This is a genomic window from Bacillus sp. RC242, from assembly GCF_044908245.1.
In the GTDB taxonomy this organism is placed as follows: domain Bacteria; phylum Bacillota; class Bacilli; order Bacillales; family Bacillaceae_G; genus Bacillus_A; species Bacillus_A mycoides.
Genome location: NZ_JBIYCZ010000012.1, coordinates 106,734 through 133,549, shown reverse-complemented (window position 1 = coordinate 133,549; position 26,816 = coordinate 106,734). Strand labels below are relative to the sequence as shown.

31 protein-coding genes are annotated in these 26,816 nt (G+C 37.4%); 10 read left to right on the top strand and 21 right to left on the bottom strand.

Going from position 1 to position 26,816, the window contains the following annotated elements:
* Positions 1-112: 112 nt before the first annotated feature.
* Positions 113-2,686: an FtsX-like permease family protein gene (locus ABH957_RS21095; protein ID WP_404512151.1), complete on the bottom strand. Its 2,574-nt coding sequence runs from the start codon at positions 2,684-2,686 to the stop codon at positions 113-115.
* On the bottom strand, positions 2,670-3,458 hold the full coding sequence (locus ABH957_RS21090) for an ABC transporter ATP-binding protein (RefSeq protein ID WP_404454439.1): 789 nt from the start codon (positions 3,456-3,458) through the stop codon (positions 2,670-2,672). The genes ABH957_RS21095 and ABH957_RS21090 overlap by 17 nt, the downstream gene beginning before the upstream one ends.
* Before the next feature lie 286 nt (positions 3,459-3,744).
* On the opposite strand from ABH957_RS21090, the gene ABH957_RS21085 reads away from it, so the two are divergent.
* Complete coding sequence (locus ABH957_RS21085) at positions 3,745-4,326, top strand: NAD(P)H-dependent oxidoreductase (protein ID WP_404454442.1); 582 nt, start codon at positions 3,745-3,747, stop codon at positions 4,324-4,326.
* Positions 4,327-4,358: 32 nt separating this feature from the next.
* Here ABH957_RS21085 and ABH957_RS21080 read toward each other — a convergent pair whose 3' ends face one another.
* The 4 genes from ABH957_RS21080 to ABH957_RS21065 form a co-directional block, all read right to left on the bottom strand.
* On the bottom strand, positions 4,359-4,889 hold the full coding sequence (locus ABH957_RS21080; RefSeq protein ID WP_016102217.1) for a hypothetical protein: 531 nt from the start codon (positions 4,887-4,889) through the stop codon (positions 4,359-4,361).
* 114 nt (positions 4,890-5,003) lie between these two features.
* Positions 5,004-5,768, bottom strand: coding sequence for a TIGR01457 family HAD-type hydrolase (locus tag ABH957_RS21075; protein ID WP_002034595.1), 765 nt, complete (start codon positions 5,766-5,768; stop codon positions 5,004-5,006).
* A 107-nt stretch (positions 5,769-5,875) separates the two neighbouring features.
* Entirely contained in the window at positions 5,876-6,508 is a 633-nt protein-coding gene (locus ABH957_RS21070) for a helix-turn-helix transcriptional regulator (protein ID WP_002139296.1), read from the bottom strand.
* Positions 6,509-6,586: 78 nt separating this feature from the next.
* The gene (locus ABH957_RS21065) at positions 6,587-7,027 is read right to left on the bottom strand and encodes a DUF86 domain-containing protein (protein WP_002015910.1); all 441 of its coding nucleotides are present in this window, start codon (positions 7,025-7,027) and stop codon (positions 6,587-6,589) included.
* A 147-nt stretch (positions 7,028-7,174) separates the two neighbouring features.
* Between ABH957_RS21065 and glpX the strand changes: the two genes are divergently transcribed.
* The 4 genes from glpX to ABH957_RS21045 all read left to right on the top strand — a co-directional run bounded on the left by glpX (position 7,175) and on the right by ABH957_RS21045 (position 9,833).
* A complete protein-coding gene (gene glpX, locus ABH957_RS21060; RefSeq protein ID WP_002068074.1) occupies positions 7,175-8,146 on the top strand; it encodes a class II fructose-bisphosphatase in 972 nt (323 codons plus the stop codon).
* 16 nt (positions 8,147-8,162) lie between these two features.
* Positions 8,163-8,429, top strand: coding sequence for a DUF3055 domain-containing protein (locus ABH957_RS21055; protein WP_002034592.1), 267 nt, complete (start codon positions 8,163-8,165; stop codon positions 8,427-8,429).
* Between the two features lie 373 nt (positions 8,430-8,802).
* Positions 8,803-9,300: a S4 domain-containing protein gene (locus ABH957_RS21050; RefSeq protein WP_404454445.1), complete on the top strand. Its 498-nt coding sequence runs from the start codon at positions 8,803-8,805 to the stop codon at positions 9,298-9,300.
* Between the two features lie 11 nt (positions 9,301-9,311).
* Positions 9,312-9,833, top strand: a complete 522-nt coding sequence (locus ABH957_RS21045) for a GNAT family N-acetyltransferase (protein ID WP_404441903.1) — start codon at positions 9,312-9,314, stop codon at positions 9,831-9,833.
* Positions 9,834-9,843: 10 nt separating this feature from the next.
* Here the strand turns inward: ABH957_RS21045 and ABH957_RS21040 are convergent, their stop codons facing one another.
* Positions 9,844-10,146 (bottom strand): YutD family protein, encoded by a 303-nt coding sequence (locus ABH957_RS21040; RefSeq protein ID WP_002015914.1) that lies wholly within the window; start codon positions 10,144-10,146, stop codon positions 9,844-9,846.
* Between the two features lie 118 nt (positions 10,147-10,264).
* Between ABH957_RS21040 and ABH957_RS21035 the strand changes: the two genes are divergently transcribed.
* A complete protein-coding gene (locus ABH957_RS21035) occupies positions 10,265-10,843 on the top strand; it encodes a YhcN/YlaJ family sporulation lipoprotein (protein WP_002015915.1) in 579 nt (192 codons plus the stop codon).
* A gap of 28 nt (positions 10,844-10,871) precedes the next feature.
* On the opposite strand, the gene ABH957_RS21030 is transcribed toward ABH957_RS21035, so the two are convergent.
* A complete protein-coding gene (locus ABH957_RS21030) occupies positions 10,872-11,603 on the bottom strand; it encodes a MerR family transcriptional regulator (RefSeq protein ID WP_404441906.1) in 732 nt (243 codons plus the stop codon).
* 99 nt (positions 11,604-11,702) lie between these two features.
* Here ABH957_RS21030 and ABH957_RS21025 point away from each other — a divergent pair, with 99 nt between their 5' ends.
* Positions 11,703-12,518, top strand: a complete 816-nt coding sequence (locus ABH957_RS21025; RefSeq protein ID WP_404491682.1) for a YhfC family intramembrane metalloprotease — start codon at positions 11,703-11,705, stop codon at positions 12,516-12,518.
* Between the two features lie 23 nt (positions 12,519-12,541).
* Here the strand turns inward: ABH957_RS21025 and ABH957_RS21020 are convergent, their stop codons facing one another.
* Entirely contained in the window at positions 12,542-12,985 is a 444-nt protein-coding gene (locus tag ABH957_RS21020) for a hypothetical protein (RefSeq protein WP_061690077.1), read from the bottom strand.
* A gap of 133 nt (positions 12,986-13,118) precedes the next feature.
* Here ABH957_RS21020 and ABH957_RS21015 point away from each other — a divergent pair, with 133 nt between their 5' ends.
* Positions 13,119-13,673 (top strand): histidine phosphatase family protein, encoded by a 555-nt coding sequence (locus ABH957_RS21015; protein WP_404491681.1) that lies wholly within the window; start codon positions 13,119-13,121, stop codon positions 13,671-13,673.
* Between the two features lie 74 nt (positions 13,674-13,747).
* Positions 13,748-14,227, top strand: coding sequence for a YbaK/EbsC family protein (locus ABH957_RS21010; protein ID WP_002034581.1), 480 nt, complete (start codon positions 13,748-13,750; stop codon positions 14,225-14,227).
* 20 nt (positions 14,228-14,247) lie between these two features.
* Here ABH957_RS21010 and lipA read toward each other — a convergent pair whose 3' ends face one another.
* Positions 14,248-15,144, bottom strand: coding sequence for a lipoyl synthase (gene lipA / locus ABH957_RS21005; RefSeq protein ID WP_002015922.1), 897 nt, complete (start codon positions 15,142-15,144; stop codon positions 14,248-14,250).
* 189 nt (positions 15,145-15,333) lie between these two features.
* Here lipA and ABH957_RS21000 point away from each other — a divergent pair, with 189 nt between their 5' ends.
* Positions 15,334-16,317: a M23 family metallopeptidase gene (locus ABH957_RS21000; RefSeq protein ID WP_002034579.1), complete on the top strand. Its 984-nt coding sequence runs from the start codon at positions 15,334-15,336 to the stop codon at positions 16,315-16,317.
* A 56-nt stretch (positions 16,318-16,373) separates the two neighbouring features.
* On the opposite strand, the gene yunB is transcribed toward ABH957_RS21000, so the two are convergent.
* The 11 genes from yunB to metQ (ABH957_RS20945) form a co-directional block, all read right to left on the bottom strand.
* On the bottom strand, positions 16,374-17,105 hold the full coding sequence (gene yunB, locus ABH957_RS20995; RefSeq protein ID WP_219301041.1) for a sporulation protein YunB: 732 nt from the start codon (positions 17,103-17,105) through the stop codon (positions 16,374-16,376).
* 55 nt (positions 17,106-17,160) lie between these two features.
* A complete protein-coding gene (locus tag ABH957_RS20990; protein ID WP_002015926.1) occupies positions 17,161-17,463 on the bottom strand; it encodes a YunC family protein in 303 nt (100 codons plus the stop codon).
* A gap of 65 nt (positions 17,464-17,528) precedes the next feature.
* Entirely contained in the window at positions 17,529-18,920 is a 1,392-nt protein-coding gene (locus tag ABH957_RS20985; RefSeq protein WP_137059533.1) for a bifunctional metallophosphatase/5'-nucleotidase, read from the bottom strand.
* A 576-nt stretch (positions 18,921-19,496) separates the two neighbouring features.
* The gene (locus ABH957_RS20980) at positions 19,497-19,622 is read right to left on the bottom strand and encodes a hypothetical protein (protein WP_404512149.1); all 126 of its coding nucleotides are present in this window, start codon (positions 19,620-19,622) and stop codon (positions 19,497-19,499) included.
* A 74-nt stretch (positions 19,623-19,696) separates the two neighbouring features.
* On the bottom strand, positions 19,697-21,094 hold the full coding sequence (sufB, locus tag ABH957_RS20975) for a Fe-S cluster assembly protein SufB (RefSeq protein WP_002015928.1): 1,398 nt from the start codon (positions 21,092-21,094) through the stop codon (positions 19,697-19,699).
* 48 nt (positions 21,095-21,142) lie between these two features.
* Complete coding sequence (gene sufU, locus ABH957_RS20970; protein ID WP_002089369.1) at positions 21,143-21,574, bottom strand: Fe-S cluster assembly sulfur transfer protein SufU; 432 nt, start codon at positions 21,572-21,574, stop codon at positions 21,143-21,145.
* Positions 21,564-22,784, bottom strand: coding sequence for a cysteine desulfurase SufS (gene sufS, locus ABH957_RS20965; RefSeq protein ID WP_002015930.1), 1,221 nt, complete (start codon positions 22,782-22,784; stop codon positions 21,564-21,566). Before sufS ends, sufU begins: the two co-directional genes overlap by 11 nt.
* Positions 22,784-24,076 (bottom strand): Fe-S cluster assembly protein SufD, encoded by a 1,293-nt coding sequence (gene sufD / locus ABH957_RS20960; protein WP_002015931.1) that lies wholly within the window; start codon positions 24,074-24,076, stop codon positions 22,784-22,786. The genes sufS and sufD overlap by 1 nt, the downstream gene beginning before the upstream one ends.
* Positions 24,077-24,091: 15 nt before the next feature.
* Positions 24,092-24,877, bottom strand: coding sequence for a Fe-S cluster assembly ATPase SufC (sufC, locus tag ABH957_RS20955; RefSeq protein ID WP_002015933.1), 786 nt, complete (start codon positions 24,875-24,877; stop codon positions 24,092-24,094).
* 237 nt (positions 24,878-25,114) lie between these two features.
* A complete protein-coding gene (metQ, locus tag ABH957_RS20950) occupies positions 25,115-25,921 on the bottom strand; it encodes a methionine ABC transporter substrate-binding lipoprotein MetQ (RefSeq protein WP_003192184.1) in 807 nt (268 codons plus the stop codon).
* Positions 25,922-25,992: 71 nt separating this feature from the next.
* A complete protein-coding gene (gene metQ / locus ABH957_RS20945) occupies positions 25,993-26,805 on the bottom strand; it encodes a methionine ABC transporter substrate-binding lipoprotein MetQ (protein WP_219301037.1) in 813 nt (270 codons plus the stop codon).
* Positions 26,806-26,816: the final 11 nt, after the last annotated feature.

Genomic DNA, 26,816 nt, shown 5'->3' with positions numbered 1-26,816 from the left:
AACAAGGAGGTTACATATATGGATAGTACTCTTGTATTTAACTTTGGTATCGGTATTGTTATCATTTTATTCGTCTTCTTTGTACTTTGTATGAGCGGGATATAATAATCTTTTATGCTGATAACTCCTTTAAAGTATCACTCAATTTAAACTTTCTTAATTGTAATGAAGCAATCATTGCTGCTCCTGCTCCGAGTATAATGCTAGCTAGTGCCAATATTAAAACTTGATTATACGGAATGATAATAACCGTTAACTCTAAGCTTGATAACACAATATAACTAAATACAATTCCACCTAAAACCCCAATACAACCAGCTATCGCTCCAAGTAAAGTGCCCTCTAATAAAACAATCCGTCTCATTTGCTTCGGAATAGCTCCTACCGCACGAATCATACTAATTTCAGCACGTCTTTCATGTAAACTTGAGACAATCGCATTCATTAACCCTATACCAGAAATAATGAAAACAATTACAACTAACAAGCGAATTAACATCATCATTTGCGATAATAACTGCTCCTGTTCTTTTAATAAATCATGGCTATTAATAACTTCTACGTTCTCTTTATTATTTGTAATTTGTTTTACTTGCTTCTTAATCTCTTCAAATGATTGATTAGAATTTGTCATAACTTGAATTGCTTCATATCCTTGCACGTGAAACTTATCACGAACCCATTGTTCATTTACGAAAATGTCTAATCCTCTTCCCCTTAATCCTTGCTCAATAATCGAAACGACTTTAATCGTTTGTTTTTCTTTCCCTTTTCCTTGTACTTCAATCGTATCATGCAACTGAATCCCTAATGTTTTAGCAGTTCTCTTCGTAACGACTCCCTCACCATCTTGTAATGGCTTATTTAAATCTTGTCCTGTAATCACTTTCGCTTTTGTTACTTTTTGATAAGCAACAATATCATTCCCCACAACTTCTATCACATCATATTCAAAATCATCTTTCCTCACATTTTCATACCATTCTTGATCCGCTTTTTTAAAGTCGTAGTTTATAAGCTTCGCTGTAAAGTCAGTAACATTTGCTACGCTCTCTTCTACACCATCAATTTTTTTAATCTTCTCCATCCAACTAAATGGTAATGCTTCAGTACTTTGCGACTCTATTGGAATTCTTATTACTAAATCAGCTGGTAAATGTTTTTGCACTCCATCTTTCATACCCTCATACATAGAGTTTATATACATCGTTCCGACAAGTGCTAACATAAAACCAAATGCTAGTATAGCAACCGATACAGCTGCCTTATTTCGATAACGAATTACATTTCGACTACTAATCGTCGTTTCAATTCGTAATATCATTTGAAGTGGTTTTGCAATCACTGGTGCTATCATCCGAATAAACAACGGAATCGCAAATAACAAACCGACCGCAAATAACAGCGCACCTATCGCACTTGGATTAAAACCGATATACCGCTCTAATACGTTACCCGTTAGTCCAATAACAGTACCAATGATTAGAATGCTACCACTAAAAGCACTCCATCTCTTTTCTTTTTTCTCATCACTAGGAAGACCTGGCCTAAGCGCTTGAACTGGTGGAATCTTTCTAACCATGAAGGCTGGTATAATAGCCCCTATAATAGACATAACAATTCCTAGTAAAAACGTAATGAGTAAAATCTCGCCTGAAATCGAGAATGATTCTTTCCCTGCACCCTCAATATTCACCCATTTATTAATAAATGATGCTGCGAGTGTTTGCGTACCTGCTCCAAGAATAACTCCTGCTAGTGATCCGATTGCCCCAATACATAAAGCCTCTAATAAAACGACTAATATAATTTGATTTGGATTACTACCAAGTGCACGTAATAATGCCCATTGCTTAAATCGACTTCTGACAGATAAGAAAAAACTTCCCATTATTAAAAGGGCTACAACAAATAAGGCAATACCACCTAAACTAAAAATTAATGGCTTCATTACATTTAGTCGTTCAAATGCCTTATCTACATAAGTACGTTGGTCCACCTTTATATTTTCAATCTTTTTATGTACATCAAAAGCAATTGCTTTTTTCACATTTACATCTTGTACTTTCACTTGAACGAGATTGAATTGATTTGGTAAATTTAATTCTTTTTGAAGCCAATGGATTGGAAAATAAGCACTATGACCCATTGACGCCATTAACGGTGGATTTAAAATACCGACAACTTTCACAGCCTTTTCACCATGCTGCGGGAATGGCAGTTTAATCGTATCTCCTACCCGTATATTTTCACGATCTGTATACCCCTTTGTCAGTGCTACTTCAGCACCTTCTTTCGGATATCGTCCTTCTAATATTTTATAAGAATGCATTTCTGGAGAATCTTGCTCAACACCCCAATAAGATGGCTTTCCCGATAATTCTTTATAATGTGGAAAAGGATACGGTATAAGTGCTTTTGATATTTTTTCAGCATTTTCTAAGCCATCTATTCCCTTTAAACTCTCATTATTTAAATACATATCATTTTTTATATAGCCAAATTGTAAATTATAATCTCCATACCGACTTACTACTTGTTCCTTCACACTTTGCTCTACTGATTGATTGCCTAGCAATAACATCGTCGCTAACATAACACCTAATGCTGCACCGAGAGCAATCAACATATTTCGCAACCAATTTTGTTTCATCGATTTTACCGCATACTTAATTACCCATCGCATCACCTTTACCTCCTACTTTAAAGTGACGATTCATAATCTCTTGAATTTGAGTAACTTGTTGCGGGATATTTCGAAATTTCCATCCTTTACTTTCAGCATGCTCATGAATCACCTCACCATCTAATAAGAAAACGACTTTATCAGCATGAGCCGCTACGAATGGATCGTGCGTTACAATGACAGCTGTTTGTCCTAATTCATCACATGCATTGCGAAGTACCGCAATAATATTTTTGCTGTTTTCTGAATCTAACGCCCCTGTTGGTTCATCAGCTAATATAATAGCCGGCTCATTTGCAAAAGCTCTTGCTATCGCAACCCTTTGCTGTTGCCCACCTGATAACTGTGCTGGTAAATGCTTTTCTTTTCCTTTCAATCCAACGAGCTCTAATAAACGATTTGCTGTCACCGTTGCCTTCTTTTGCGAAACATTATCTAATAATAAAGGCAACCCTACATTTTCCTCCGCATTAAACACTGGAATTAAATTAAACTGCTGAAAAATAAAACCAATTTTATGCCTTCTAAATAAAGCGAGCTCTTTTTCTTTTAATGTTGAAATCTCTGTACCGTCAACTCGAATACTACCTACCGATGGAATATCTAATCCACCTAACAACTGAAGTAAGGTCGTTTTACCCGATCCACTTGCCCCCATAATACAAACAAAATCTCCTTTTTGAATTTGAAGATTAATATCTTTTAAGATCTTTACTTTACTATCCCCAATATCAAACGATTTTTCTAACCCTTCAATTTCAATAATATTCATCCCGATATCCCCTTCTCTCTCTATTTACCAATCTATATATTCTATTCGAAAATGCAAAATTCCTACTATTTTGTATTTTTTTGTCACATACTAACATTTATATTAACCAGCAGTAAGCTCCCTATTAGTGTGAGCAAATAATCAGTGCGGGATCGACAGCCCCCACCGATTAAAATTTCAATTTATTTCTCACGTCAGAAAAATTGACTCTCTTAAAAAAAGTAACCATAATAGTTACACGAATATATAAAAACTATTCACATATCCACAAGTAGGAGGAAGAACAATGAAACATGTAATCGTTTATGCACACCCGAATACAGAAAGCTTCAACCATGCAATTTTAGAAATTGTAAAAAGTGAATTAGAAGGAAAAGGTCATGAAGTACGCGTTCGTGATTTATACGAATTAAACTTCAATCCAGTATTAGGTGCTTCCGATTTCATCTCATTTTCCCAAGGAAACACACCAGAAGATATTAAAGAAGAACAAAAGCATATCTCTTGGGCTGATAGTATTACATTCATTTACCCAGTTTGGTGGGCGGGTCTTCCTGCTATTTTAAAAGGATACGTTGACCGTGTATTTAGCCATGGCTTCGCTTATGCTTACGGTGAAAATGGTATTGAAAAGTTATTAAGCAGTAAAAAAGGATTGTTATTATCTACGATGGGAAATTCGAAAGAAGTATACACAGCAGGCGGTATGTTTGATGCAATGAAAAAAACAACTGATGTTGGTATTTTTGAATTTACAGGCATTGAAACATTTGAGCATACATTCTATACAAGTGTTCCTTCTGTGGATAATGCTGTGCGTAAACAATATCTTGAAGAAGTTAAAGACGTAGTGAATCGTGCGTTTTAATAAAAAAACTCCGGTTATAACAACCGGAGTTTTTATTTCATCATCAATTTCGGAATATATCTTTGAAGAATGCTTTCTAATTCATTCATATCTTCCTGTCTAATAAGTAAATTCACATTATCATTCATTTTTTCTCGCCCGCGATATAAAAATATATTTCCTTTTGGATTTTCCCATGTTGATGTTTTATAGCCTTTTAATTCTTCGTATGAATAATAGTTCAATCCGTCTATTACACCTTTTTCATATATTTGTACACTTTTAATAAGATTAATCGCTATTAAAATCATAAAACAACTTGCTACAGCATAACTACCTGACTGAACGAGAAACTGTTCAACTGTATCAATATCGCCACTTACGTACTGAGCATATATATACATACATTGCCCGATGAAATACACCGGTCCAAGTAAGGCAATCCAACGTCGTTTCACCCGAGGATATGTTGCAATAAGTTTTCCCGCGCTTTTTTTCATTTCATTTATTTTATATATCTTCCATAGAACAAAGAACAAAACACATAATGTAAAAACAAACATAATACATGACATCCAGTACACTCTTATTTTCCCCCTTTACATCATTACATGTAAATTTTACATTTTAAATCCCTATAGTACATATGCAATTGTGCATAAAAAAACAGGCAACCTCTTCCGGTTACCTGCCTTTCATTACATCTTCTCAATCCACTCCGTCAAGTTGTGCACAACTTGCGTCGGTTGTACTTCATATTCTGTTAACTTGTCCACAGTTGTTACTCCAGTGTGGACAAGAAGGGTATGCATACTAGCATTTATCCCCGCTAAAATATCTGTATCGTAGTTATCCCCAACCATTAAAGCTTCTTCTTTTCCTATGCCAAGCACTTTTAACGCTTGTTCCATAATGATTGATTCTGGTTTACCAATAAAGATTGGGTCCACACCTGTTGATACTGCAACAACTGATGTTAATGAACCGTTACCTGGTAATAATCCGCGCTCAGTTGGAATTGCAATATCCCCATTTGTTGAAATAAACGTTGCACCGTTACGCACAGCAAGGCACGCTTTCGCTAATTTTTCATATGTGATATCACGATCTAAACCAACAACGACGAAATCAGGATTTTCATCCACAATTTCAAATCCTTTTTCCACAAGAGCAGCGTGTAATCCCTCTTCACCAATCATATATACAGTTGCATCTTGTTTGCGCTCATAAATAAAGTTCGCTGTAGCCATACTCGTTGTGAATATTTGCTCCGCTTTCGCTGGAATATCGAAACGAACAAGCTTTTCTGCAACTTGTTCTGGTTTACGAGTTGAGTTATTTGTAACGAATAAATATGGAATACCGCGCTCTCCTAACGCTTTTACGAAGTCGCTTGCTTCTTCAATTTGCTCTTCACCGCGATACATTGTACCGTCTAAGTCAATTAAATAGCCTTTATACATCTGTTTGTCTCTCCTTCTATGCTAACGTTCATATCTATCATACCACTCTTATATTAACCCCTTTTTCAAAAGAAAAAAACGCTTTACCTTAAAGCGTCCCATAACGTTCATTTTTTCTCTTTTATTTGGTACGAACAATTACAATCGCCCACGCACATGTTTGCTAACGTCTTCACATTTGCATCTGCAAATAACCGCTTATACATATCTTTTTCATCTTCACACACTTGCGGGAATCTCTCTGCAATTTCCTTTAACGGACAGTTTTGCTTTTCAAATATGAAAGAATGCTCCCCATCTCGCTTTATTTGAACCATATAACCGTTTCTCTCTTGCATAGCAGCTACTTCTTGAACTTTATACGCTAAATTGCTTTGATTACTTATCCTCTTTTGCAACTGTTCTTCCATTCGTTTCGTTCTCGCTTGCAAGACGTGACGCAACATTTTTTCATCGCCCATTCGAGCCAAATCTTCTAGCATATCAATAGCAAATTGCTTATATTCTTTCGGGAATGTATCTTCTCCCTTTTGACTTAATCCATACAAATATGTTGGTCGTCCGACATGCTGTCTTACCATCTTTGAATAGATTAGCTCATCATTTTCTAGTTTACTTAAATGTCGACGAATCGCCATCTCTGTAATTTCTAAAGCTTCGGCTAATTCTGCTACAGTATGCTCTCCTTTTATCTTCAGTAATTGTACAATCTCTTCTCTCGTAGTACGTGCTTCCCCCATAGCTCACCCTTCTCCCTTTTCTTTCTCCTATACAATATAAGATCCCCAAAGGAATTCCCGGGGATCTTATAAGCACAATTATTCTGGTACAAATGCAGATACAGGTCCTAATTCCTTTTCTAAATAACTGTGAATATTCGCTGGGTATTTCTCTACCACGGCGATATGTTTTTGAATCGTCTTATATAATTCATCATGATTCATTTGAATATAATCTTGCGTAAGCATTTTTCGAAGAAGAATAATTTCTTTAATATGCGCTCCCTCTTCTCCACTTATAACTCTCTCGTCCATTAAAATATCAATAATATCTTCGTAACTTCCTGGATCGCGCATAATAAATCCATCAATCATCGCATTCCCTACATCTAATATACAATCGATAATAAGATGCGCCATGCGCTCTAATGCGTAAAATTCAAACTCGGTTTCATATGTCTTTTTCTCTTGAAATGTATTTGTTGCTCGTTCTAAACATACTAGCATTTGTTCTATTTTTTTTCTGTCTACGAAGTACATGAATGTCACCTACCTGGAAATTAAAGCATTTACATTTTAATTGTAACGCTTTCTTCTGAAAAAATCGACAATTTTTCGAATTCACCTTTTCCTCGTTATTTGTTATAGTTATATTTGTATGATTTTTGAAATTGGAGGAATGCAACCTTGGAACGTGAACTCGCACTAGAAATTGTCCGTGTAACAGAAGCAGCAGCCTTAGCATCCGCACAGTGGATGGGCCGCGGAAAGAAAAATGAAGCAGATGATGCAGCAACTACAGCTATGCGTGATATGTTCGATTCAGTAAACATGGCAGGTACAGTTGTAATCGGTGAAGGAGAACTTGATGAAGCACCGATGTTGTATATTGGTGAAGAACTAGGAACAGGTAACGGTCCAGAAGTAGATATCGCTGTTGACCCATTAGAAGGTACAAACATCGTTGCGAAAGGCCTTGCAAATGCAATGGCAGTTATCGCAATCGCAGATAAAGGAAACCTTCTTCATGCTCCGGATATGTACATGGAAAAAATCGCGGTTGGTCCAAAAGCAGCTGGTAAAATTAGCTTAGATGATCCAATTGAAAAAACAATTGAAATTGTAGCAGAAGCAAACAATAAAAAAATTCGTGACCTAACGGTTATCATCCAAGAACGTGAACGTCATCAAGATATTATTGACCGTGTTCGTGCAAAAGGTGCACGCGTAAAACTATTTGGTGATGGAGATGTTGGTGCATCAATCGCTACAGCTTTACCTGGAACGGGTATCGACTTATTCGTAGGTGTAGGCGGAGCTCCAGAAGGCGTTATTTCTGCAGCAGCATTAAAATGCCTTGAAGGTGAAATGCAAGCTCGCTTAGTTCCAATGAACGAAGAAGAAGAAGCTCGTTGTCGTGAAATGGGATTAGAAGATCCTCGTCAACTTCTTATGTTAGATGACTTAGTAGCTGGTGATGACGCAATCTTCTCAGCAACAGGTGTATCTGCTGGTGAATTATTAGACGGCGTGAAATTCCTTGGCGGAGATTTAGCTGAAACATATTCTATCGTTATGCGTTACAAAACAAGAACGGTACGATTCATTAAAACGCATCACCATTTAGATCATAAACCACACTTAAACTTAGATATTTAATAAAGGAGCCATGTGTATGGAAGAACGTTTCTTTCTGTACGACGATACAGTCGCTACAAAAACTCGTTTCGTTAGCTTTTTGGGGGAAAATGAGCGTCATGATTTAGCGCTTTTATACTCCGATCGTCATTACGGTAAAACGATAGTCCTTGATATGCAAAGCAACAAATTTGCTATCATCGGTCCTGACGATTTAAACGAACAAGGCTACTTAGAGCATGCATTTTCGATGTCTGAAGAAAATGCAGAAGAATTACGCTCATTTTTATTTGAACTTATATAATTTATCTGGAGCACCAGCTATGTTAGCTGGTGCTTTTTTACAATTAATATTTTGAATTTTCAATCTTACGTGTTATACTTATGAACAAATCTATTTGGATAGAAAGGACGTTATCTGCGTATGCCAACATTTACTTTGTAATGGATCAGCAATTGGATAGCATTACTCTCAAAAAAGCACCGTGCTTTTTCAAGGGAGTAGTCTGCCCATTCCCATTACGAAGGAACGTAACGCATCTGTAGTATGATGTTTACGGAGGTTCCTCTTGGGGGAACCTCTTTTTATTTTTGTCTACTTCTTATGTCTTCATACTACAAGACATCCAAATAGCTGTATTACGTTCCTTTGCCACTAATATAAGAGGTGAAGGAAAATGCAGAAAGTACAACTTTCTTGGAGTTTATATGAAAACGAACTAGCAACAATCGAAAAATATTGTAAAAATTGCAGGCGTACTACCCTTTTTACCGACACGAACATTCGCAGGCATAACGCAAACGGAAAGAACATATACCGATTTGCAATTTATAAATGTCCGAAAGATCATACGTGGAATCAAAAACTTCATATTTATAAATCATTTACTGATCACGTCGAAACTGTCGAGATGACTCAGCAAGAACAAACGGAAACAAGTACTACCATTTCCATTAGACAATACAAAGAAAGTGGTATAGCCGAAATAACGATCGTATTAGACATAGTTTTCGGTTCCCACCGGATTGATAAAGTGTTATCCACATATATTTCAGATTGGAGCCGTGCACTCATTGTGGATAAAATTAAAAATGGGCATATCCAATTGAACGGACAACAAATAAAACCAAACAAAACTCTTTCTGAAGGTGATTACATTTCAATTTGTTTGTAAGGAGGACTCGCATGTTAAAGGTGAAAAAAGGTACGATTGATTTATTGAATGACTTAGATGTAATGTATACAGCATGCAAAGAATTACTCTTACAGAACCAAATTTACCAATGGGATGATTCTTATCCGACGCGAGAACACATTTCCTATCATCTAGAACAGGCCGAATTGTATTGTCTATTCCAAGATCAAGTACTTGTCGGTGCTGTTGTCTTAAACGAAGCAGAGTCTCCAGAATACAAACTAATTGACTGGTCAGAAATAGACGGACGCTTTCTTATCGTCCACTCTTTTGTCATCCATCCGCTCGCGCAAGGCAAAGGATATAGTAAAGTACTTTTATCCTTTTGGGAAAGCGAAGCAAGACAGATGGGCTACAAAGGAATACGCCTAGATTGCTTTACAGGTAATCCCGTTTCATTAAGCTTATATGAAAAAAATAATTATATTTGTCGAGGTGCTGTTTACTTTGCAAGTAAACAGCCTCCTCATAATTGGTATAATTGCTATGAAAAAATCCTCTTACAATCGTAAGAGGATTTTTTCATTTCTTCACTTTTCGTAATACAAAGTGTGCACAACCGAAGTTACAGTACTCGTATAAATACTCTGATAAAGTACTAATTTTCGTATCATATGTCGAACGTTGATTACTATCATCAAAGAATCCGCGCAATCTAAGTTGCTCATAACCCCAGTCTCCAACGATATAATCATATTTATTTAAAATTTCTGCATAGCGCTCTTTAAGTGCTTCTTCACTAAAACCGTCACGAAAGTTTTTAATCACTTCGTACTGAACATTATTAACGCTCACCGTAGTATGAATCTCTTGCTTTTGCTCCATTATGAACTTCCTCTCTAAGAATTCTTCTTTTTATCGTATCACAAAGCATAACAACCAACAATTTCAAATACAAAAAATTGAAAATTAGTGCATGCTATGGAGAAGGAGGTGCTACATCGTGAAAAAACAAATTATACTCTCTCTTCTCACTCTTTCCTTATTTGCAGGCTGCCAATCAACTAATAAAGCCGAAATGGAGCGTGAAGAAGGAAGTCGTGTTCTTGTTTCCAACAAAAACGACATGTATCATACGGAAAATACAAATACACGGCTCACAAGGGTGGGCTATTCATCTAAACAAAAACATGAAGTATCTAACAAACAAGTAGGAGCCATTAACCGTGAGAAAGTCGCCGAAATGATTACGAGCATGACAGTCAAACTTCCTGACGTCACCAATGCCGCTACACTCGTTACCGACGACGAAGTGTTCGTTGTATACCGTGCAAACACAACGGATCCGAAACTCGTAACAGATCAAGTATATAAAACTGCTTTGTCCATCGTCCCTCGCTATTATAAAGCATATGTATCAACAAACCAAAAGTTGATTTCTCAAATTCAAGGTCTTCAATCTGGTAGCTTAAACGATAAAGAATATGAACAAAGTCTTGATATGTTAAAACGTGAAATGAGCGATAATCCTCATTTGAACAATACGGGGGATCAAACTTTAAATGATATGATAAAAAAATAAAAAGGTGGAGAAAACCTCCACCTTTTTACTATTTCTTACGGTTTGCATAAACCTCCATCGCATCACACATAAACTGCGCTAATCCCACGCCAAACTTATCAATATTTTTCGTAAAGCGCTCATCAGCAACATACATTTGACCTAGTCCCTTAAATGCCTCTAATGAATATTCACCGAAGTTTTGCAAGTAATCGTACCATACCCCGATTGCTTCTTGTGCCTCTTTAGAATCCGGTGCTCCATTTCGAAGTGTCGCTAGATTTCTGTAAATAGTATTAAACTCCTCCTGTTTCTCTGTAGACATACCCTTCGCTGTTTTATTCGCTTTATCTACAGCCTCATCTCCCCATCGTTCACGTGCTTCTTCTTCGTACGGGTTATGACTAAAATCAAATCCTTCAAATTTCTCTTTATTTGTCATCTCAATGTCTCCTTTTGTATGCTTAATTGTTTTATCAATCGTCGCTATCACTTTATCCAACCTAGCTCGCTTTTCAAGAAGCATTTTCTTATGAAGCTGTAGTGCTTCTTTGTGGTCAAATGACGGACTCTTGATAATTTCTTTAATCTTCTTCAAAGGGAAGCCTAGCTCTTTAAAAAACAAAATTTGCTGCAACGTTTCTAAATTTCCATTGGAATACAGACGATATCCAGACTCTGTCGTCTCATCTGGGGTTAACAACCCAATTTCATCGTAATGATGCAGTGTGCGCACACTAATCCCAACTAAATTAGCTACTTCTTTTACCCTCATTGTCATGCGTATCTCCCCCTTAATACATACGATAAAGTATGACGCAACGTTAGAGTCAATAAGTAAATTCATTTATCTCTAAAAGTTTCATCTCTCCCATATTTCATGCATAATAGATATGTACATATATTAGAAAGCGGTGAAAGTATGGTTTCAAATACTGTAATTGCCAGCATCATATTTCAACTCGTTGTTTCGGTTCTGGTCCCAATTATTGTACTCGTTTATTTCCGTAAAAAATATAATATTAATTGGAAATTGGTCGGCGTTGGTGTTCTTATCTTTATTGGATTTACCCAAATTCTCGAAACACCGTTCCACCTATTTATGCGTGGTAATCCAGCAATCGCTCCATTTTTAGAAAATCCGTATGTCTTTGCAATTTATGGCGGACTAACTGCTGGTATTTTTGAAGAATTAGGACGCTTCGTTGCCTTCTTCTTCCTACTAAAAAAATATCTAGAATATAAAGATGGCTTCGCTTATGGAATTGGTCATGGCGGGATTGAATCCATTTTAGTTGGCGGATTCTCTGCCCTACAAGCATTAATCTTTGCTAATTCCATTAACAACGGAAGTTTCGCTCAAATGGTTGAAAAAATGCCTGAGCTCAGTCGTTTACAGGACATGTTAATTCAGCAACCTGCCTACTTATACTTACTTGGTAGCTTAGAAAGAATTATGGCACTCGTTCTGCAAATTGCCTTCACAATGCTTGTCGTATACGCGGTAAAACAAAAGAAATACATCTTCCTCGTATACGCTATACTATTCCACGCACTTGTAGACTTTTTCGCAGCACTTTACCAAACAAAAATGATTAACATCTTTGTAGCAGAAGGAATTACTCTTCTCTTCGCGATTGGTGGTTTCATTCTTATTCGTAAAATGAAAGAGAAATTAGTAAGTGTGCCAGAGTAAAAAATAACCCACCAGTTGGTGGGTTATTTTTTATATGGATTTTCGTAGTGATGATAACTTTTCCCCCCTCGCAGCTCCCTCTTTGTTTCTGCATCTATAACGATGTACTTATGAAACTCATCTACTTCATCTTGAGAAAAGGAACCAAAAAAATAAACTTGGCGATCTGGATGAACAAACGAATCCTGAATCACCACTCTACTACGACAGCCGACAGCTGTTTTTTGTCGGAAGGTAAATTCTGCATCTTGTACTTCTTTCCATAAAATTTTCTTTCGAACACTATACGAAGCATTTTTGTATTCCTTATAGACCTTCTTATCTAACTGTTCATAAAATAGATTTTCATTCACAAACGATTTATTTCGATTGCTTGGATAGTCTAATTTTTGATTTGATTGTGCATATGTTGTGGACAATTGCGCGAGAAAACAAATACTGAATACAATGCATATCATTTTTTTCATAATTGCACCTCAAATTTTCATTATCCACATTACTTTTCCACATACTTAGATCACTATTCCGTTTCCAATAAAAAGGAATTATTTCCACATTTGTCGAAGTATATAGCGTCAACTTGAAAGATGGGGATGAATTATGAAGAAAATTATTGTAATACGACATTGTTCCGCAACTGGACAAAAACGTGATGCCGAATTAACGTTTGCCGGAAAAGATCAAGCTAACACCCTTGCTGCATTCCTCTTAGAAAATCAGCTACAAATAGATCATATTATTTCGAGCCCATTTGTCCGAGCTATCGATTCCATTCGGCCCTATGCGCTCAAAGCTAACCTATCTATCGAAGAGGATGAACGATTAGCTGAACGTATATTAAGCAACGTTCCGATGGATGATTGGATGCAAAAACTAGAATCTACTTTTACAAACATAGATATTGCCTTTTCAGGCGGAGAGTCAACAAAACAAGCAACGGACCGTGCTATATCGCTTATCCAAGACGTTTTAAAGTTAAACCATACTATAACACTACTCGTTACACATGGAAACTTACTTACGCTCATTTTAAAGCACTTTGATCGTACGATCGGCTTTAGTGAATGGAGAACTTTAACGAATCCTGATGTTTACGAAATTACAATCGATGAACAAAGTTTCATAAAACGATTATGGGAAGCATCGTCCAAATAGTATCCCTTTCCAAAACACTCAGTTGACGCCACGAGAAGAGACTGTATTAACAATAGAGAGGGGTATCATTCAATATGTACGAAGACGTACTTTCTTTACTACATAAAACAAATGCTTCTTATGAAAAATTTGAACACGAACCAGTACTTGACTATGAAACAGATCGTATCGTTCGTGAAAGACTTGGTTTGCAAGGCACTCCAAGTAAAAGCTTATTTTTAAAATCAAAATCCGGGGAGCATTACGTATTCTTTACGTTAGAAGGCACTCGCCTCAACCGAGGAGAGATGAAGGAAATAACAGGAGAGAGCTTATCTCTCTGTTCTCCTAATGAGCTAAGAGAAGAGACTGGTTGCACGCCAGGATGTGTAGCTCCTTTCGGTTATTCACAAGATGTAACGATTATTGTGGACAGTTCAATTTATACTTACGATAAAATTTTAATTACACCTGGTGTACCTGAATTTACAATTGAATTATCCACAGAGGAATTAAAAAAGATTTTATCCACATGTCAAAATAAAGTTTTAGAGTATAAGAAAAAAGAGAGCTAATGATTAGCTCTCTTTTTTCATTATTTCGCTTCTGCTACTTTTTCTTTTGCAGAACGTACTTGCTCGTCCGCATGATAAGAAGAACGTACAAGTGGGCCAGCTTCACAGTGGCTAAATCCTTTGCTAAGTGCAATTTCTTTAAGCTCTGCAAATTCTGCTGGTGGGTAATATTTAATAACTGGTAAATGCTTCTTAGATGGTTGTAGGTATTGTCCAAGAGTTAAAATATCCACATTGTTTGCACGTAAGTCATCCATTGCTTCAATTAAATCTTCTCTCGTTTCACCTAAGCCCAGCATAATGCTCGATTTAGTTGGAATATCAGGCTGCATTTCTTTTGCTCGACGTAAAAACTCTAATGAACGGTCATATTTTGCTCTAGCGCGAACTCGGTTAGATAATCGACGTACTGTTTCAATGTTATGGTTCAAAATATCTGGTTTTGCATCCATTAACATTTTTAAGTTTTCTTCTACCCCACCCATATCAGATGGTAATACTTCGATAGACGTGAATGGATTCTCACGACGTACAGCGCGTACTGTTTCAGCAAAAACAGCTGCTCCGCCGTCCTTTAAATCATCACGTGCAACCGCTGTTATAACAACGTGCTTTAAGCCCATTTGTACTACAGAATCTGCTACGCGTTCTGGTTCTTGTAAATCAAGCTCAGTTGGTAAGCCTGTTTTAACCGCACAAAAACGACAAGCACGTGTACAAACCGCACCTAAGATCATAAATGTTGCTGTTTTCCTTACAGCCCAGCATTCATGAATATTCGGACATTTCGCCTCTTCACAAACTGTATGAAGATTCTTAGAACGCATCATTTTCTTTAAGCCTGTATAGTTTTCATTCGTGTTTAACTTAATTTTCAACCATTCGGGCTTGCGCTTATACTCTGTTTGTTTTGTCATGGTTATCAACTCCGCACAATATGAAATAGTTTACCGTGTTCGCTTCTTTCAATGTAACATATCTATTCTAACGTATGAAAGCGATTTGCTCAAATGAAGATTCTAAGATTTTTTCCAATCGTTCCCTATAATGAAATACTCCGTATATCCCACACTAAAAAGAGTGATGTTGTGAAAGGAGTCTATTTCATGCTTCGAAAAATTTCTCTTTTGCTTTCGATTTGCTTTCTTCTCCACCAAAACATCGCTTACGGTGAAGATAATCAGCAAAGCATATATGAAAAGCGCATGGCACTATATAAAGAAACTGAGCAATCTTCCGGTATTCCGTGGTATTACTTAGCCGCAATGGATCAATACGAAAGAAACATACGGAGCGTAAGAAAAGATATTCCGAAAAAACCAGATGCCATCATTTCCCTTTATTTCAAACCTGAAATATGGGCTGGACCTGTTAATAGTAATGATACTCTCCCCCATACAATTTCTCTATTTGGCGGAATGGGTTTAGATGGTGACAAAGATGGATTTGCAAATGCAAATAACGACCGTGATCTTCTGCATACAGCAGCAACTATTTTAAAGAAACAAGGAACGTCGGAAGACCGTATTAACATTATGCTTTGGGAATATTATAGACGTGCAAAAACAGTTGAATTAATTACAGAATACGCCCGAATTTATAAACATTATGGACGCATTAATTTAGAAGGTAATGCTTTCCCTCTCCCGATTCGCAGTGACCATAGCTATCGTAGTACTTTCGGTGCTGGTAGAAGCTTTGGCGGCAGGAGGATTCATGAAGGAACCGATATTTTTGCTGGATATGGCGTACCAGTACGATCAACTTGCTATGGCGTTATTGAAACAAAAGGATGGAATCGTCTTGGTGGATGGCGCATTGGTATTCGTGACCTTCATAATAATTACCACTATTACGCTCATTTAGGCGGGTTCTCTAAAGAAATACAGCTCGGACAAATTGTCGAACCAGGAAAAGTAATCGGATTTGTCGGTAGTACCGGCTACGGTCCTCCTGGTACAGCTGGAAAATTCCCGCCCCACTTACATTTCGGCATGTATAAAGACAATGGCTATACAGAATGGGCTTTCGATCCATACATGCATTTAAGCCTTTGGGAACGAAAAGAACGAGCAAATACAAAACGATAACCGTAGCAAATTGCTACGGTTATTTTTATAAATATAAATCAATAGAACACTACTGACTAATTATCCGTTTTCTTTTTATCTGGTACAGTAACTCCGCCACTTCCGTAATAAGTAGGCACTTCACCTTGAACGATGCGCGTCGCAATCGGAATGTTTTGCTTCACCTTAATTTCTTTCGTGCGTAACGGAATCATAACTTGTAACGTCACTTCCACTTCCATAATAATTTTGATCGCCGTATTATTAATTCCTTGCGGCTCAACTAATTGTTTAATATCCGTATTCACATGACCAATTGGCGTAAAATTAATCGGAATATCTGGTCCTATATTACCAAGAAGCGCATTATCAGTTATGCGCCCAAAAGGAACTGACATAGATACCCCATTCTCTTCAAAAATACCAAGTGCTTTCGTATCCCCTTTTTCTACTTGTTGTAAATATTTTTCTATGTATGCAGTAGTCGATGTTAATATTTCATTTACTTGTTTTGTATTTAAATCAATTGTAGATACTTTCCCGTTCCTATCCGTTTGCACTTTCATTAATGAATCTACATCAAACCCTTCATTAATTCGGTCTTTTACCGCTTTCGTCATAACTGCTGTTGCCATTTTATGAGTCTCTGTTTCCCCATACTTAATTAACGTTGGCTGAATACTTTTATTTACAATCCATAAACCTTGAACTACCATTACGATAAAAATAATAAATGAAATAAGCAGTATATACCGAAAGGAAATCGGTCCCCTTCGAAACCGCGAATTTTTCGAACGAAATATGCCCATAAGAAAACCCTCCTTCTTATATTATTTCTATGCAAGAAAGAGGGACGATATATGCTTATCTCATTTTTAATAGTGCATCTTTTCCGATTGTGCCTACCGGAATACCTAAAGCTTCTGCTCCAGTCGTTACTGATTCCAGCGGTGCTTCAAGAAGTTGTTCAATCGTTCTTACACCAACCGCACGGCCAGCAATAATTCCTCGATCACCTAACTTCTCATTTAGAAGACCTACATCTAAAGCACCGCACATAATATATCCTTTATCGCTCATTACAGCTAGCAAATTTGTCTTTGGAAGTTTTACGCTAACAGCAATGAACGTATAGTTATCAATTATAATTGGCTCTACATTAACCATAGTTCACACTCCTCTCTTTCTTATCTTTATGACAAGAGAAAAATGAGTGTTACAAGTTAACTAGCCTATAGTTTGACTGAAGATGTATAAGTTATCAACATGTCTGTTAGTACATCTCTAAGCAATTCCGGCATATAATATTGTTTGTCAGAAAGTGTGGATAGCTCTGGGTATAAGTATCCGAATGTAAACATATCAATCGTTCCTACCGTATATATCCGGTCTAATTCCAGCGATTCGCCGTTAATCAATACATCTTCTAGTAAAATTTTATTCCCTGGAATCGTATCTGGAATCACTTCCAAACCATCGTAAATCATTTTCCCCATTACTTTTCCACGAAATCCGAATCCTTTCACCTCAAGATTCTCCATATTCGGGCGGCGCGCTTTCAAAATAACTTCTCTTAACGTTTTCCCTGGTACTTTTAATAGACATGGATTAATGGGATGTGGACAAATCCGATGAATATCTCCGCGCGTCACAACACCTTCATTTAATCCCTCAAGAAGTACACCAGCATTCACCATCCCAACATCCGCATTACACCACTCTTTAAGTGCACTTGCCAACATATGAGAAAACGTCGTCTCCTTAAACCAATCAACCGGCAATGATTCTTTTAAATGAACGACAGGCTCAGCCATTATCTGCTTACTTTCTTCCTTTAGCATTTCAATTGTGGATAACGGCTCGCTATAAGCACCTAACCGTTCTGTCTTAATCGCTCTACCGTCTTTTTTCAACAGTCTCTTCGTCTCTTTATCCACAGTAAGCTGAACATGACCAACGTAATGTCCCCACTTTTCACAACAGCAAAGCAAAGTATTATCCACAAGAACACCGCGCTCAAATAAATGATGCGTATGTGCCCCTAAAATAACATCTATATCATAATGCTCCGCCATATACTCATCCATACTTTTTCCAAGATGAGAAAGCACAACAGTAATATGAGCTGTATCCTTAACTTCTTCTAAAATAGACTCTAAATGGATGATTGGATCTTCAATATGCCAGTCTAACATATGATAAAACTCTGGATAAGCTACCGTTAATCCAATAAAGGCAATCGTAATCCCATCTGTCGTTGTATGTAATTTATAAGGCTGCGCCCACGCCGGACGTACACCTTCTTTTTCAAATAAATTCGCTACAAGCACCTCAAACCCAGCATCATCATATAGACGATTCAAATGCTCTTTCGCTAACGTAATTCCTTCATTATTTCCGATCGTTACATAATCATATAACGCCTCATTTAATAATTTTGTATTCCCAAGTCCATTTGTCGCTTCCGAAATACTATGAAAACGATCCACATGATCGCCAATATCCACAGTTAAAACAGTCTCTCCCGCTTCCTGTCTTCGCTTTTTCTCCCCTCGTACAAACCGAGAAATTTGCGGCCAATTTTCAAAATGACTATGTATATCGTTTGTATGATAAAGGTGGATGATTATTTCTTTATTTATATTCAGAGAAAAAACCTCCTCTCAGTTCCTTACTGCCATTTACGCTATACGTACGCAATAATCCTGTAAATACTTTTCGTCTTTTCTTGCTATTCTACATTGTACTCGCATTATAAGAAAAAGCCAAAGATTGCCCTTTTAATATGGAAAACTTTATATTACTTTTTCTAGTGTGTTGATTAGTTTTGGGCGGGAATTTTTCGAGAGGTTTAGCGAGCAATGCGGCGGATTTGTCAGTATCTTTGTCTTACCTCTGGTCGTTCTCTTTTCGTATAAAATGTTGCGGGGGTATGTTTGGGATTTCTTTTGTCTTATTTTGTCGACAAATCGATATTCCTTGTCGAACCGCTGATATATTGAAATAATCGCCGATATATTCCGAGTTGTGGTCGATATATTTGAATAATCGCTGATATATTTTACCGAACACCCACACGGGTATCTTACAGCCGAACCCGAATATACAACATAAAAAAGCGCCCTGCTATGCAGGGCGCTTTCTTCATACATATATTATCCAGTTCCAGCGGCTAGAATGTTCGGTGGCTTCACTTCTTCCTATGAGGCAAAAAGCGCCTCTACGTCAGAAGCTCCATCCCCCTCACATTCTGAACGAGCCGCTTCCACTTTCATATATTGTCCAGCTTCGCCTCCTAGACCCTCATGTCTAAGAACCTTCCGCACCAGAAGATAAAAAGCATCTTCTGTACGAAAGAACCTTAGCCAACGGGTCTGGACAGTCGGCTCCGCATTTCTATTTAACCAATAGAACCTTCCATCTCAAACTTGATTAGGCGGTTCATTTCAACTGCGTATTCCATTGGAAGTTCGCGAGTGAATGGCTCGATGAAGCCCATTACGATCATTTCTGTAGCTTCTTGCTCAGAAATACCGCGGCTCATTAGGTAGAATAATTGTTCTTCTGATACTTTAGATACTTTCGCTTCGTGCTCAAGTGAAACGTAATCGTTTTTGATTTCGTTGTAAGGAATTGTATCAGATGTAGATTGGTTATCCATGATTAACGTGTCACACTCGATGTTAGAGCGAGAGTTTTTCGCTTTTGGTCCGAATTGTACGATACCACGGTAAGTTACTTTACCACCATGCTTCGCAATCGATTTAGAAACGATTGTTGAAGACGTGTTTGGTGCTAAGTGAATCATTTTCGCACCAGCATCTTGGTGTTGGCCTTTACCAGCAATCGCGATAGATAATGTTAAACCACGAGCGCCTTCGCCTTTTAAGATAACTGCTGGGTATTTCATCGTTAATTTAGATCCGATGTTACCGTCAATCCATTCCATCGTTGCGTTTTCTTCACAAACCGCACGTTTTGTAACTAGGTTGTATACGTTGTTCGCCCAGTTTTGGATTGTTGTATAACGGCAATATGCATCTTTTTTAATGATGATTTCTACTACCGCACTATGAAGTGAGTTAGTAGTGTAAACAGGTGCTGTACAACCTTCTACGTAGTGTACGTGTGCGCCTTCGTCTACGATGATAAGCGTACGCTCGAATTGTCCCATATTTTCAGAGTTAATACGGAAATACGCTTGAAGTGGTGTATCAACTTTAATACCTTTTGGAACGTAGATGAATGATCCACCAGACCAAACTGCAGAGTTTAATGCAGAGAATTTGTTGTCTGTTGGTGGGATTACTTTTCCGAAATGCTCACGGAAAATATCTTCGTTCTCTTTTAATGCGCTATCTGTATCTTTGAAGACGACTCCTAGATCTTCTAGGTCTTCTTTCATGTTGTGGTATACAACTTCAGATTCGTACTGTGCAGATACACCAGCTAAATATTTTTGCTCAGCTTCAGGAATACCTAATTTATCAAATGTCGCTTTAATTTCCTCAGGTACTTCATCCCAAGACTTCTCAGATTTCTCAGATGGTTTTACGTAGTACGTAATTTCATCGAAATCTAAGTCGTTTAAGTCGCCGCCCCATTGTGGCATTGGCATTTCATAGAACTTATCCAGTGATTTTAAACGGAAGTCTAACATCCACTGTGGTTCTTCTTTCATACGTGAAATCTCTTCAACGATTTCTTTTGTTAAACCGCGTCCAGCACGGAAAATCGAAACGTCTTTATCCTTGAAACCATATTTATAATCGCCGATATCTGGCAGTTGCTTCGCCATGTTGGTGTGTCCCTCCTTATATAACCTCGTTTTTAGGAACCTTTAACATTACTTATCTTCGTTTAAGCCCTTTTCTAACGCTTTCCACGCTAATGTTGCACATTTAATACGTGCCGGGAACTTGCATACGCCTTGTAATGCTTCAATATCTCCTAAATCAATGCTGTCATCATACTCTTTTCCTAGCATCATGTCAGAGAAAATTTTAGAAAGCTTAAGAGCCTCTTCGATTTTCTTTCCTTTTACTGCTTGTGTCATCATTGAAGCTGAAGACATTGAAATTGAACATCCTTCGCCTTCAAACTTCGCTTCTTGTACAATACCCTCTTCTACTTTCATCGTAAGTTGAATACGATCGCCACAAGTTGGATTGTTCAAGTTAACGGTAACACTATCTTCTAACACGCCATGGTTACGAGGATTTTTATAATGATCCATAATAACTTGACGATATAACGTATCTAAATTATTAAATGACATTTGTGAAATACTCCTTTGTCTTGATTAGCGATTCAACAAATGTATCAATTTCTTCTTTTGTATTATATAAATAGAAGCTCGCACGTGCTGTAGAAGAAGCTTTTAGCCACTTCATAAGTGGTTGTGCACAGTGATGTCCTGCGCGAACCGCAATGCCTTCTACATCTAATACAGTTGCTACATCGTGAGGATGTACGTCTTCAATATTAAATGTAACTAGACCAGCGCGATGCTTTGGACCATAAATTGTAACGCCATCTACTTCTGATAGTCTCTCTAAAGCGTATTGCGCTAATTCATGTTCATGCTTTTCAATATTATGAAGACCGATTTCTTCTAGGAAATCAATTGCCGCACCAAGTCCGATTGCATTACCGATAATCGGTGTACCTGCTTCGAACTTCCACGGAAGCTCTTTCCAAGTAGACTCTTGTAAGTCTACGAAATCAATCATTTCACCACCAAATTCAATTGGTTCCATATTGTTTAGCAATTCTTTCTTACCATATAATACGCCGACACCTGTTGGTCCGCACATCTTATGAGCAGATAATGCGTAGAAATCACAGTTTAAATCTTGTACATCCACTTTCATATGAGGTGCACTTTGTGCTCCATCAACGATCATGATTGCACCGTTTTCATGTGCGATTGCTCCGATTTCTTTTACAGGGTTAATCGTTCCAAGTACGTTAGAAACGTGCATGATAGAAACGATTTTTGTATTCGGTGTAACTGTTTGACGAACATCTTCTAAAGAAATTGTACCGTCTAGTTGAAGCGGAAGGTATTTTAAAGTTGCACCAGTTTTCTTCGCAACTTGTTGCCACGGAATGATGTTACTATGGTGCTCCATGTAAGAGATGACGATTTCATCGCCTTCTTTTACATTATCAAGACCATAGCTAGCTGCTACTGTATTTAATGCAGTTGTCGTTCCGCGCGTGAAAATAATCTCTTCCATTGATTTCGCATTAATAAACTTGCGAACTTTCTCACGTGCACCTTCATACGCGTCGGTAGCTTTCGTACCGAGCGTATGAACACCGCGATGCACGTTAGAATTATATTCTTTATAATAACGTTCTAACGTTTCAATGACTTGAATTGGTTTTTGAGAAGTTGCTGCACTATCGAAATAAACAAGTTGTTTGCCGTTCACTTTTTGATCAAGAATTGGAAACTGTTTGCGTATTTCATGAATATTCATTAGCGAACTTTCCTTTCAATTACCTCAACAAGCTGTGCCTTTACTCCTTCAATTGGAAGCTCATTTACTACAGGTGCTAAGAATCCATGGATGACTAAACGTTCTGCTTCGCGTTTTGGAATCCCACGGCTCATCAAGTAGTATAATTGGTATGGATCTACGCGGCCTACTGAAGCTGCGTGACCTGCCATTACATCATCTTCATCGATTAAAAGAATTGGGTTTGCATCACCGCGAGCTTTCTCATCTAACATAAGAACGCGAGAAGATTGTTGTGCATTTGATTTAGATGCACCATGTTCAATCTTACCAATTCCATTAAAGATAGATGTTGCACTATCTTTTTGTACTCCGTGTTTTAAAATCCAACCTTCAGAGTGTTTACCGAAGTGAACAACTTTAGTTGTAAAGTTTTGTGTTTGGTTACCACGGCCAATTGTTACTGTTTTTGTATCAGCAAATGATCCGTCGCCCATTAAGTTCGTAACGTTCTCTGAGATTGTATTTCCGTCATTCATAAGGCCTAGAGCCCAATCAATACGGCCGTCGCGTCCAACAATGCCGCGGCGGTTAACGTAAGTTGTTACGTCTTTTGCTAATAGATCAACCGCACCGAATTTCACTTGTGCGCCTTGTTCCACGATTACTTCTGCTACGATATTTGCAATACCTTTAGCATTTTCATTTGCAACGTAGTTTTCTACATATGTTGCAGTACTGTTCGCATCAGCTACGAATAATACATGGTTATATACGTTAGCTTCTTCGCCGTCTACTAAGAATACAGCTTGAAGTGGAGTTTCAAGAACAACGTTTTTCGGAACATATACGAATGCACCGCCGTTGATTAATGCAGCATGAAGTGCAGTTAGACGATGCTCGTCTACTTTCACGCCGTCTTTCATTAAGTACTTTTGTACTAGTTCAGCATGCTCTGTTGCAGCTGTTACGATGTCTGTAAAAATAACACCTTTTTCTTTCGCTTCGTCTGCTAAAGAAACGAAAGCAGTTGTACCAGTACGTTGTACTAATACGCTGTTATTTTCATCGATTAAGTTTTTCACTGCTTCTGGAAGCTCTGTTAAAGAACTTACAGGCTCTTGCTTAGCAGCGTCGCCTTTTCCGATAAAGTCCCATTTTTCAATTTTCGTTTTATCAGGCGTTGGCATTGGAAGTTCAGTTGCTTGTGCAAGAGCTTGTAAGCGGAACTCAGTCAACCAAGCAGCTTCGTTTACTTCGCTTGCGCGCTGACGGATTGTTTCTTGATCGAAAGGTAATGTACCGATTGTCATGTTTATGCTCCTCTCTTACGCTTCTTGCTCTGCTGTTTCGTCTTCAATACCTAATTCTTTTTTAATCCAGTCGTAGCCTTCAGCTTCTAGACGTTGAGCAAGCTCAGGGCCACCAGATTTAACGATACGACCGTTCATCATAACGTGAACGAAGTCTGGAGTGATGTAGTTTAATAAACGTTGGTAATGCGTAATCATTAGGCAGCCGAACTCTTCGCCGCGCATTTGGTTAATACCTTTAGATACAACTTTTAATGCATCGATATCAAGACCTGAGTCGATTTCATCTAAGATTGCAATTTTTGGCTCGATCATCATTAATTGAAGAATCTCATTACGTTTTTTCTCACCGCCAGAGAAACCTTCGTTTAAGTAACGTTGTGCCATTTCTGGATCCATTTCTAGGAATTCCATGTTTTTATCTAATGTACGGATAAATTTCATAAGAGAAATTTCTTCGCCTTCTTCACGACGTGCATTAATTGCAGAACGTAAGAAGTCAGCGTTTGTTACTCCGCTAATTTCACTTGGATATTGCATTGCTAAGAATAGACCTGCTAGTGCGCGCTCGTCTACTTCCATTTCTAATACATCTTCACCGTCGATGATGATGCTACCTTCTGTTACTTCATACTTTGGGTGACCCATAATCGCAGAAGATAAAGTTGATTTACCTGTTCCGTTAGGTCCCATAATTGCGTGGATTTCTCCACCTTTTACTTCAAGGTTTACACCTTTTAAAATTTCTTTACCGTCGATTGATACGTGTAAGTCTTTAACCGTTAATGTAGAACCAGCCATCTCAATACCTCCATTAATCCTCTATATACATTTTAAAAATTCCTAAAACGTTCATATTCTCATTTTATTCTCATTCTAATCTTATAGCAAATAAAATGATATCGCAAACGACGAAAAAAAGTAACAATTTTTTCACAAATGTATATAAGTATTTCCCTTGCATCCTTATATGATACACTTTTCTTCTTATATATATAAAGAAAAAAGGACTGGGAATTTCCCAATCCTTTCCTGCACTTATTCATTTACTGGAAGTACAGCACCTTTATATTCTTTATTGATAAAGTCTTGAATTTCTTTTGAATGCAATACATCTACTAACTCTTTAATTTCTTTTTTCTTCTCGTCACCTTTACGAACTGCGATAATATTTGCATAAGGAGAGTCTGATCCTTCAATTGCAATTGCATCCTTTGTTGGATTTAATTTCGCATCAATTGCGTAGTTTGAATTAATAAATAAAGCATCACCTTCATTGTTTTCGTACAGCTTCGGTGAAAGTCCAGGTTCTACATCTGTTTTAAACTTTAAATTTTTCGGATTTTCTACAACATCTTTTACTGTTGCTTTAACAACATCTACACCGTCTTTTAATTTAATAGCGCCGCCTTTTTGTAACAATGCGAGCATACGGCCACGCTCCGCTACGTTATTACTCATAATAACTGTTCCGCCATCTGGAAGTTCTTTTAAGCTTTTATATTTCTTAGAATAAATGCCCATTGGCTCTAAATGAATTTTTCCTGCATTTACAATTTTGTATCCTTTTTCTTGAATCTCTTTATCTAAATAAGGGATATGTTGAAAATAATTTGCATCGATTTCTTTATCAGCTAATGCCTTATTTGGTAAAACATAATCCTGGAATTTTTTTATCTCTAACTTAATGCCCTTTTTCTCTAATATTGGCTGTGCCTTTTCTAAAATAACAGCGTGGGGTATATTAGAAGCGCCAACGACAAGCTTATTCTCATCTTTCCCCCCGCAAGCAGCTAATGTAAATACAGACAGTGCTGTAACAACTGACAATAGAATCTTTTTCATATGATGTCCCCTTCTCCCCTATAGTTATGTAGTAAAAAAAGGACCGGCATACACCAGCCCTTTTTCCGCAATTATTCTTTTACAGGAACAACTGCCCCTTTATATTCTTTAGTAATAAAGTCTTCAATTTCTTTAGAATGCAGTACTTCTATAAGAGCTTTAATCTCTTTTTTATCTTTATCGCCTTTACGAACAGCTACTACGTTTGCGTATGGAGAATCATTTCCTTCAATTGCAATCGCGTCTTTTTCTGGGTTTAATTTCGCATCAATTGCATAGTTAGAATTAATTAGAACCGCATCGCCTTCTTTATTGTTATACACTTGTGGCAATAAACCAGGCTCGATATCCGTTTTGAACTTTAAGTTTTTCGGATTATCCGCAATATCTTTTGGAGTTGCTTTAACTGGCTCTACTCCGTCTTTAATTTTTAAAATGCCTTCTTTTTGTAAAATTGCTAAACCACGACCATGATCAGTAACAGAATTACTCATAATAATTGTCGCCCCGTTTGGAAGTTCTTTTAAGCTCTTATATTTTTGAGAATACACACCAATCGGTTCTAAATGAACTTTTCCTGCTATTTCAAAATCATATTTCTTATCTTTAATCTCTTTTTCTAAATACGGAATGTGCTGGAAGTAGTTTGCATCTAATTCTTTATCTGCTAACGATTTATTCGGTAACACGTAGTCTTGGAATTTTTTAATTTCTAACTCAATTCCTTTTTTCTCAAGTAACGGTTTTGCCTTTTCTAAAATTTCAGCGTGCGGTACGTTAGAAGCACCAACAACAAGTTTCTTTTCATCTTTATCTTTCCCGCCACAAGCAGCTAACCCAAAAATTGAAGTTGAAATAAGTGCTGTAAGTAATAATTTTTTCATTTGAAATATCC

Excerpts from the sequence above, each read along its gene's own strand:
- ABH957_RS21000 (WP_002034579.1), top strand. The coding sequence starts at position 15,334 with ATGCTTCGAAAAATTTCTCTTTTGCTTTCGATTTGCTTTCTTCTCCAC.
- sufB (WP_002015928.1), bottom strand. The coding sequence starts at position 21,094 with ATGGCGAAGCAACTGCCAGATATCGGCGATTATAAATATGGTTTCAAG.
- ABH957_RS21010 (WP_002034581.1), top strand. The coding sequence starts at position 13,748 with ATGTACGAAGACGTACTTTCTTTACTACATAAAACAAATGCTTCTTAT.
- ABH957_RS21075 (WP_002034595.1), bottom strand. The coding sequence starts at position 5,768 with ATGTATAAAGGCTATTTAATTGACTTAGACGGTACAATGTATCGCGGT.
- metQ (WP_219301037.1), bottom strand. The coding sequence starts at position 26,805 with ATGAAAAAATTATTACTTACAGCACTTATTTCAACTTCAATTTTTGGG.
- lipA (WP_002015922.1), bottom strand. The coding sequence starts at position 15,144 with ATGACAAAACAAACAGAGTATAAGCGCAAGCCCGAATGGTTGAAAATT.
- sufS (WP_002015930.1), bottom strand. The coding sequence starts at position 22,784 with ATGAATATTCATGAAATACGCAAACAGTTTCCAATTCTTGATCAAAAA.
- metQ (WP_003192184.1), bottom strand. The coding sequence starts at position 25,921 with ATGAAAAAGATTCTATTGTCAGTTGTTACAGCACTGTCTGTATTTACA.
- ABH957_RS21090 (WP_404454439.1), bottom strand. The coding sequence starts at position 3,458 with ATGAATATTATTGAAATTGAAGGGTTAGAAAAATCGTTTGATATTGGG.
- ABH957_RS21065 (WP_002015910.1), bottom strand. The coding sequence starts at position 7,027 with ATGTACTTCGTAGACAGAAAAAAAATAGAACAAATGCTAGTATGTTTA.
- sufD (WP_002015931.1), bottom strand. The coding sequence starts at position 24,076 with ATGACAATCGGTACATTACCTTTCGATCAAGAAACAATCCGTCAGCGC.
- ABH957_RS21095 (WP_404512151.1), bottom strand. The coding sequence starts at position 2,686 with ATGCGATGGGTAATTAAGTATGCGGTAAAATCGATGAAACAAAATTGG.
- ABH957_RS21030 (WP_404441906.1), bottom strand. The coding sequence starts at position 11,603 with ATGACAATGAGGGTAAAAGAAGTAGCTAATTTAGTTGGGATTAGTGTG.
- ABH957_RS21085 (WP_404454442.1), top strand. The coding sequence starts at position 3,745 with ATGAAACATGTAATCGTTTATGCACACCCGAATACAGAAAGCTTCAAC.
- yunB (WP_219301041.1), bottom strand. The coding sequence starts at position 17,105 with ATGGGCATATTTCGTTCGAAAAATTCGCGGTTTCGAAGGGGACCGATT.
- sufU (WP_002089369.1), bottom strand. The coding sequence starts at position 21,574 with ATGTCATTTAATAATTTAGATACGTTATATCGTCAAGTTATTATGGAT.
- sufC (WP_002015933.1), bottom strand. The coding sequence starts at position 24,877 with ATGGCTGGTTCTACATTAACGGTTAAAGACTTACACGTATCAATCGAC.
- ABH957_RS21040 (WP_002015914.1), bottom strand. The coding sequence starts at position 10,146 with ATGGAGCAAAAGCAAGAGATTCATACTACGGTGAGCGTTAATAATGTT.
- ABH957_RS21020 (WP_061690077.1), bottom strand. The coding sequence starts at position 12,985 with ATGAAAAAAATGATATGCATTGTATTCAGTATTTGTTTTCTCGCGCAA.
- ABH957_RS21070 (WP_002139296.1), bottom strand. The coding sequence starts at position 6,508 with ATGGGGGAAGCACGTACTACGAGAGAAGAGATTGTACAATTACTGAAG.
- ABH957_RS21015 (WP_404491681.1), top strand. The coding sequence starts at position 13,119 with ATGAAGAAAATTATTGTAATACGACATTGTTCCGCAACTGGACAAAAA.
- ABH957_RS21025 (WP_404491682.1), top strand. The coding sequence starts at position 11,703 with ATGCATAATAGATATGTACATATATTAGAAAGCGGTGAAAGTATGGTT.
- ABH957_RS21045 (WP_404441903.1), top strand. The coding sequence starts at position 9,312 with ATGTTAAAGGTGAAAAAAGGTACGATTGATTTATTGAATGACTTAGAT.
- ABH957_RS20990 (WP_002015926.1), bottom strand. The coding sequence starts at position 17,463 with ATGGTTAATGTAGAGCCAATTATAATTGATAACTATACGTTCATTGCT.
- ABH957_RS21055 (WP_002034592.1), top strand. The coding sequence starts at position 8,163 with ATGGAAGAACGTTTCTTTCTGTACGACGATACAGTCGCTACAAAAACT.
- ABH957_RS21050 (WP_404454445.1), top strand. The coding sequence starts at position 8,803 with ATGCAGAAAGTACAACTTTCTTGGAGTTTATATGAAAACGAACTAGCA.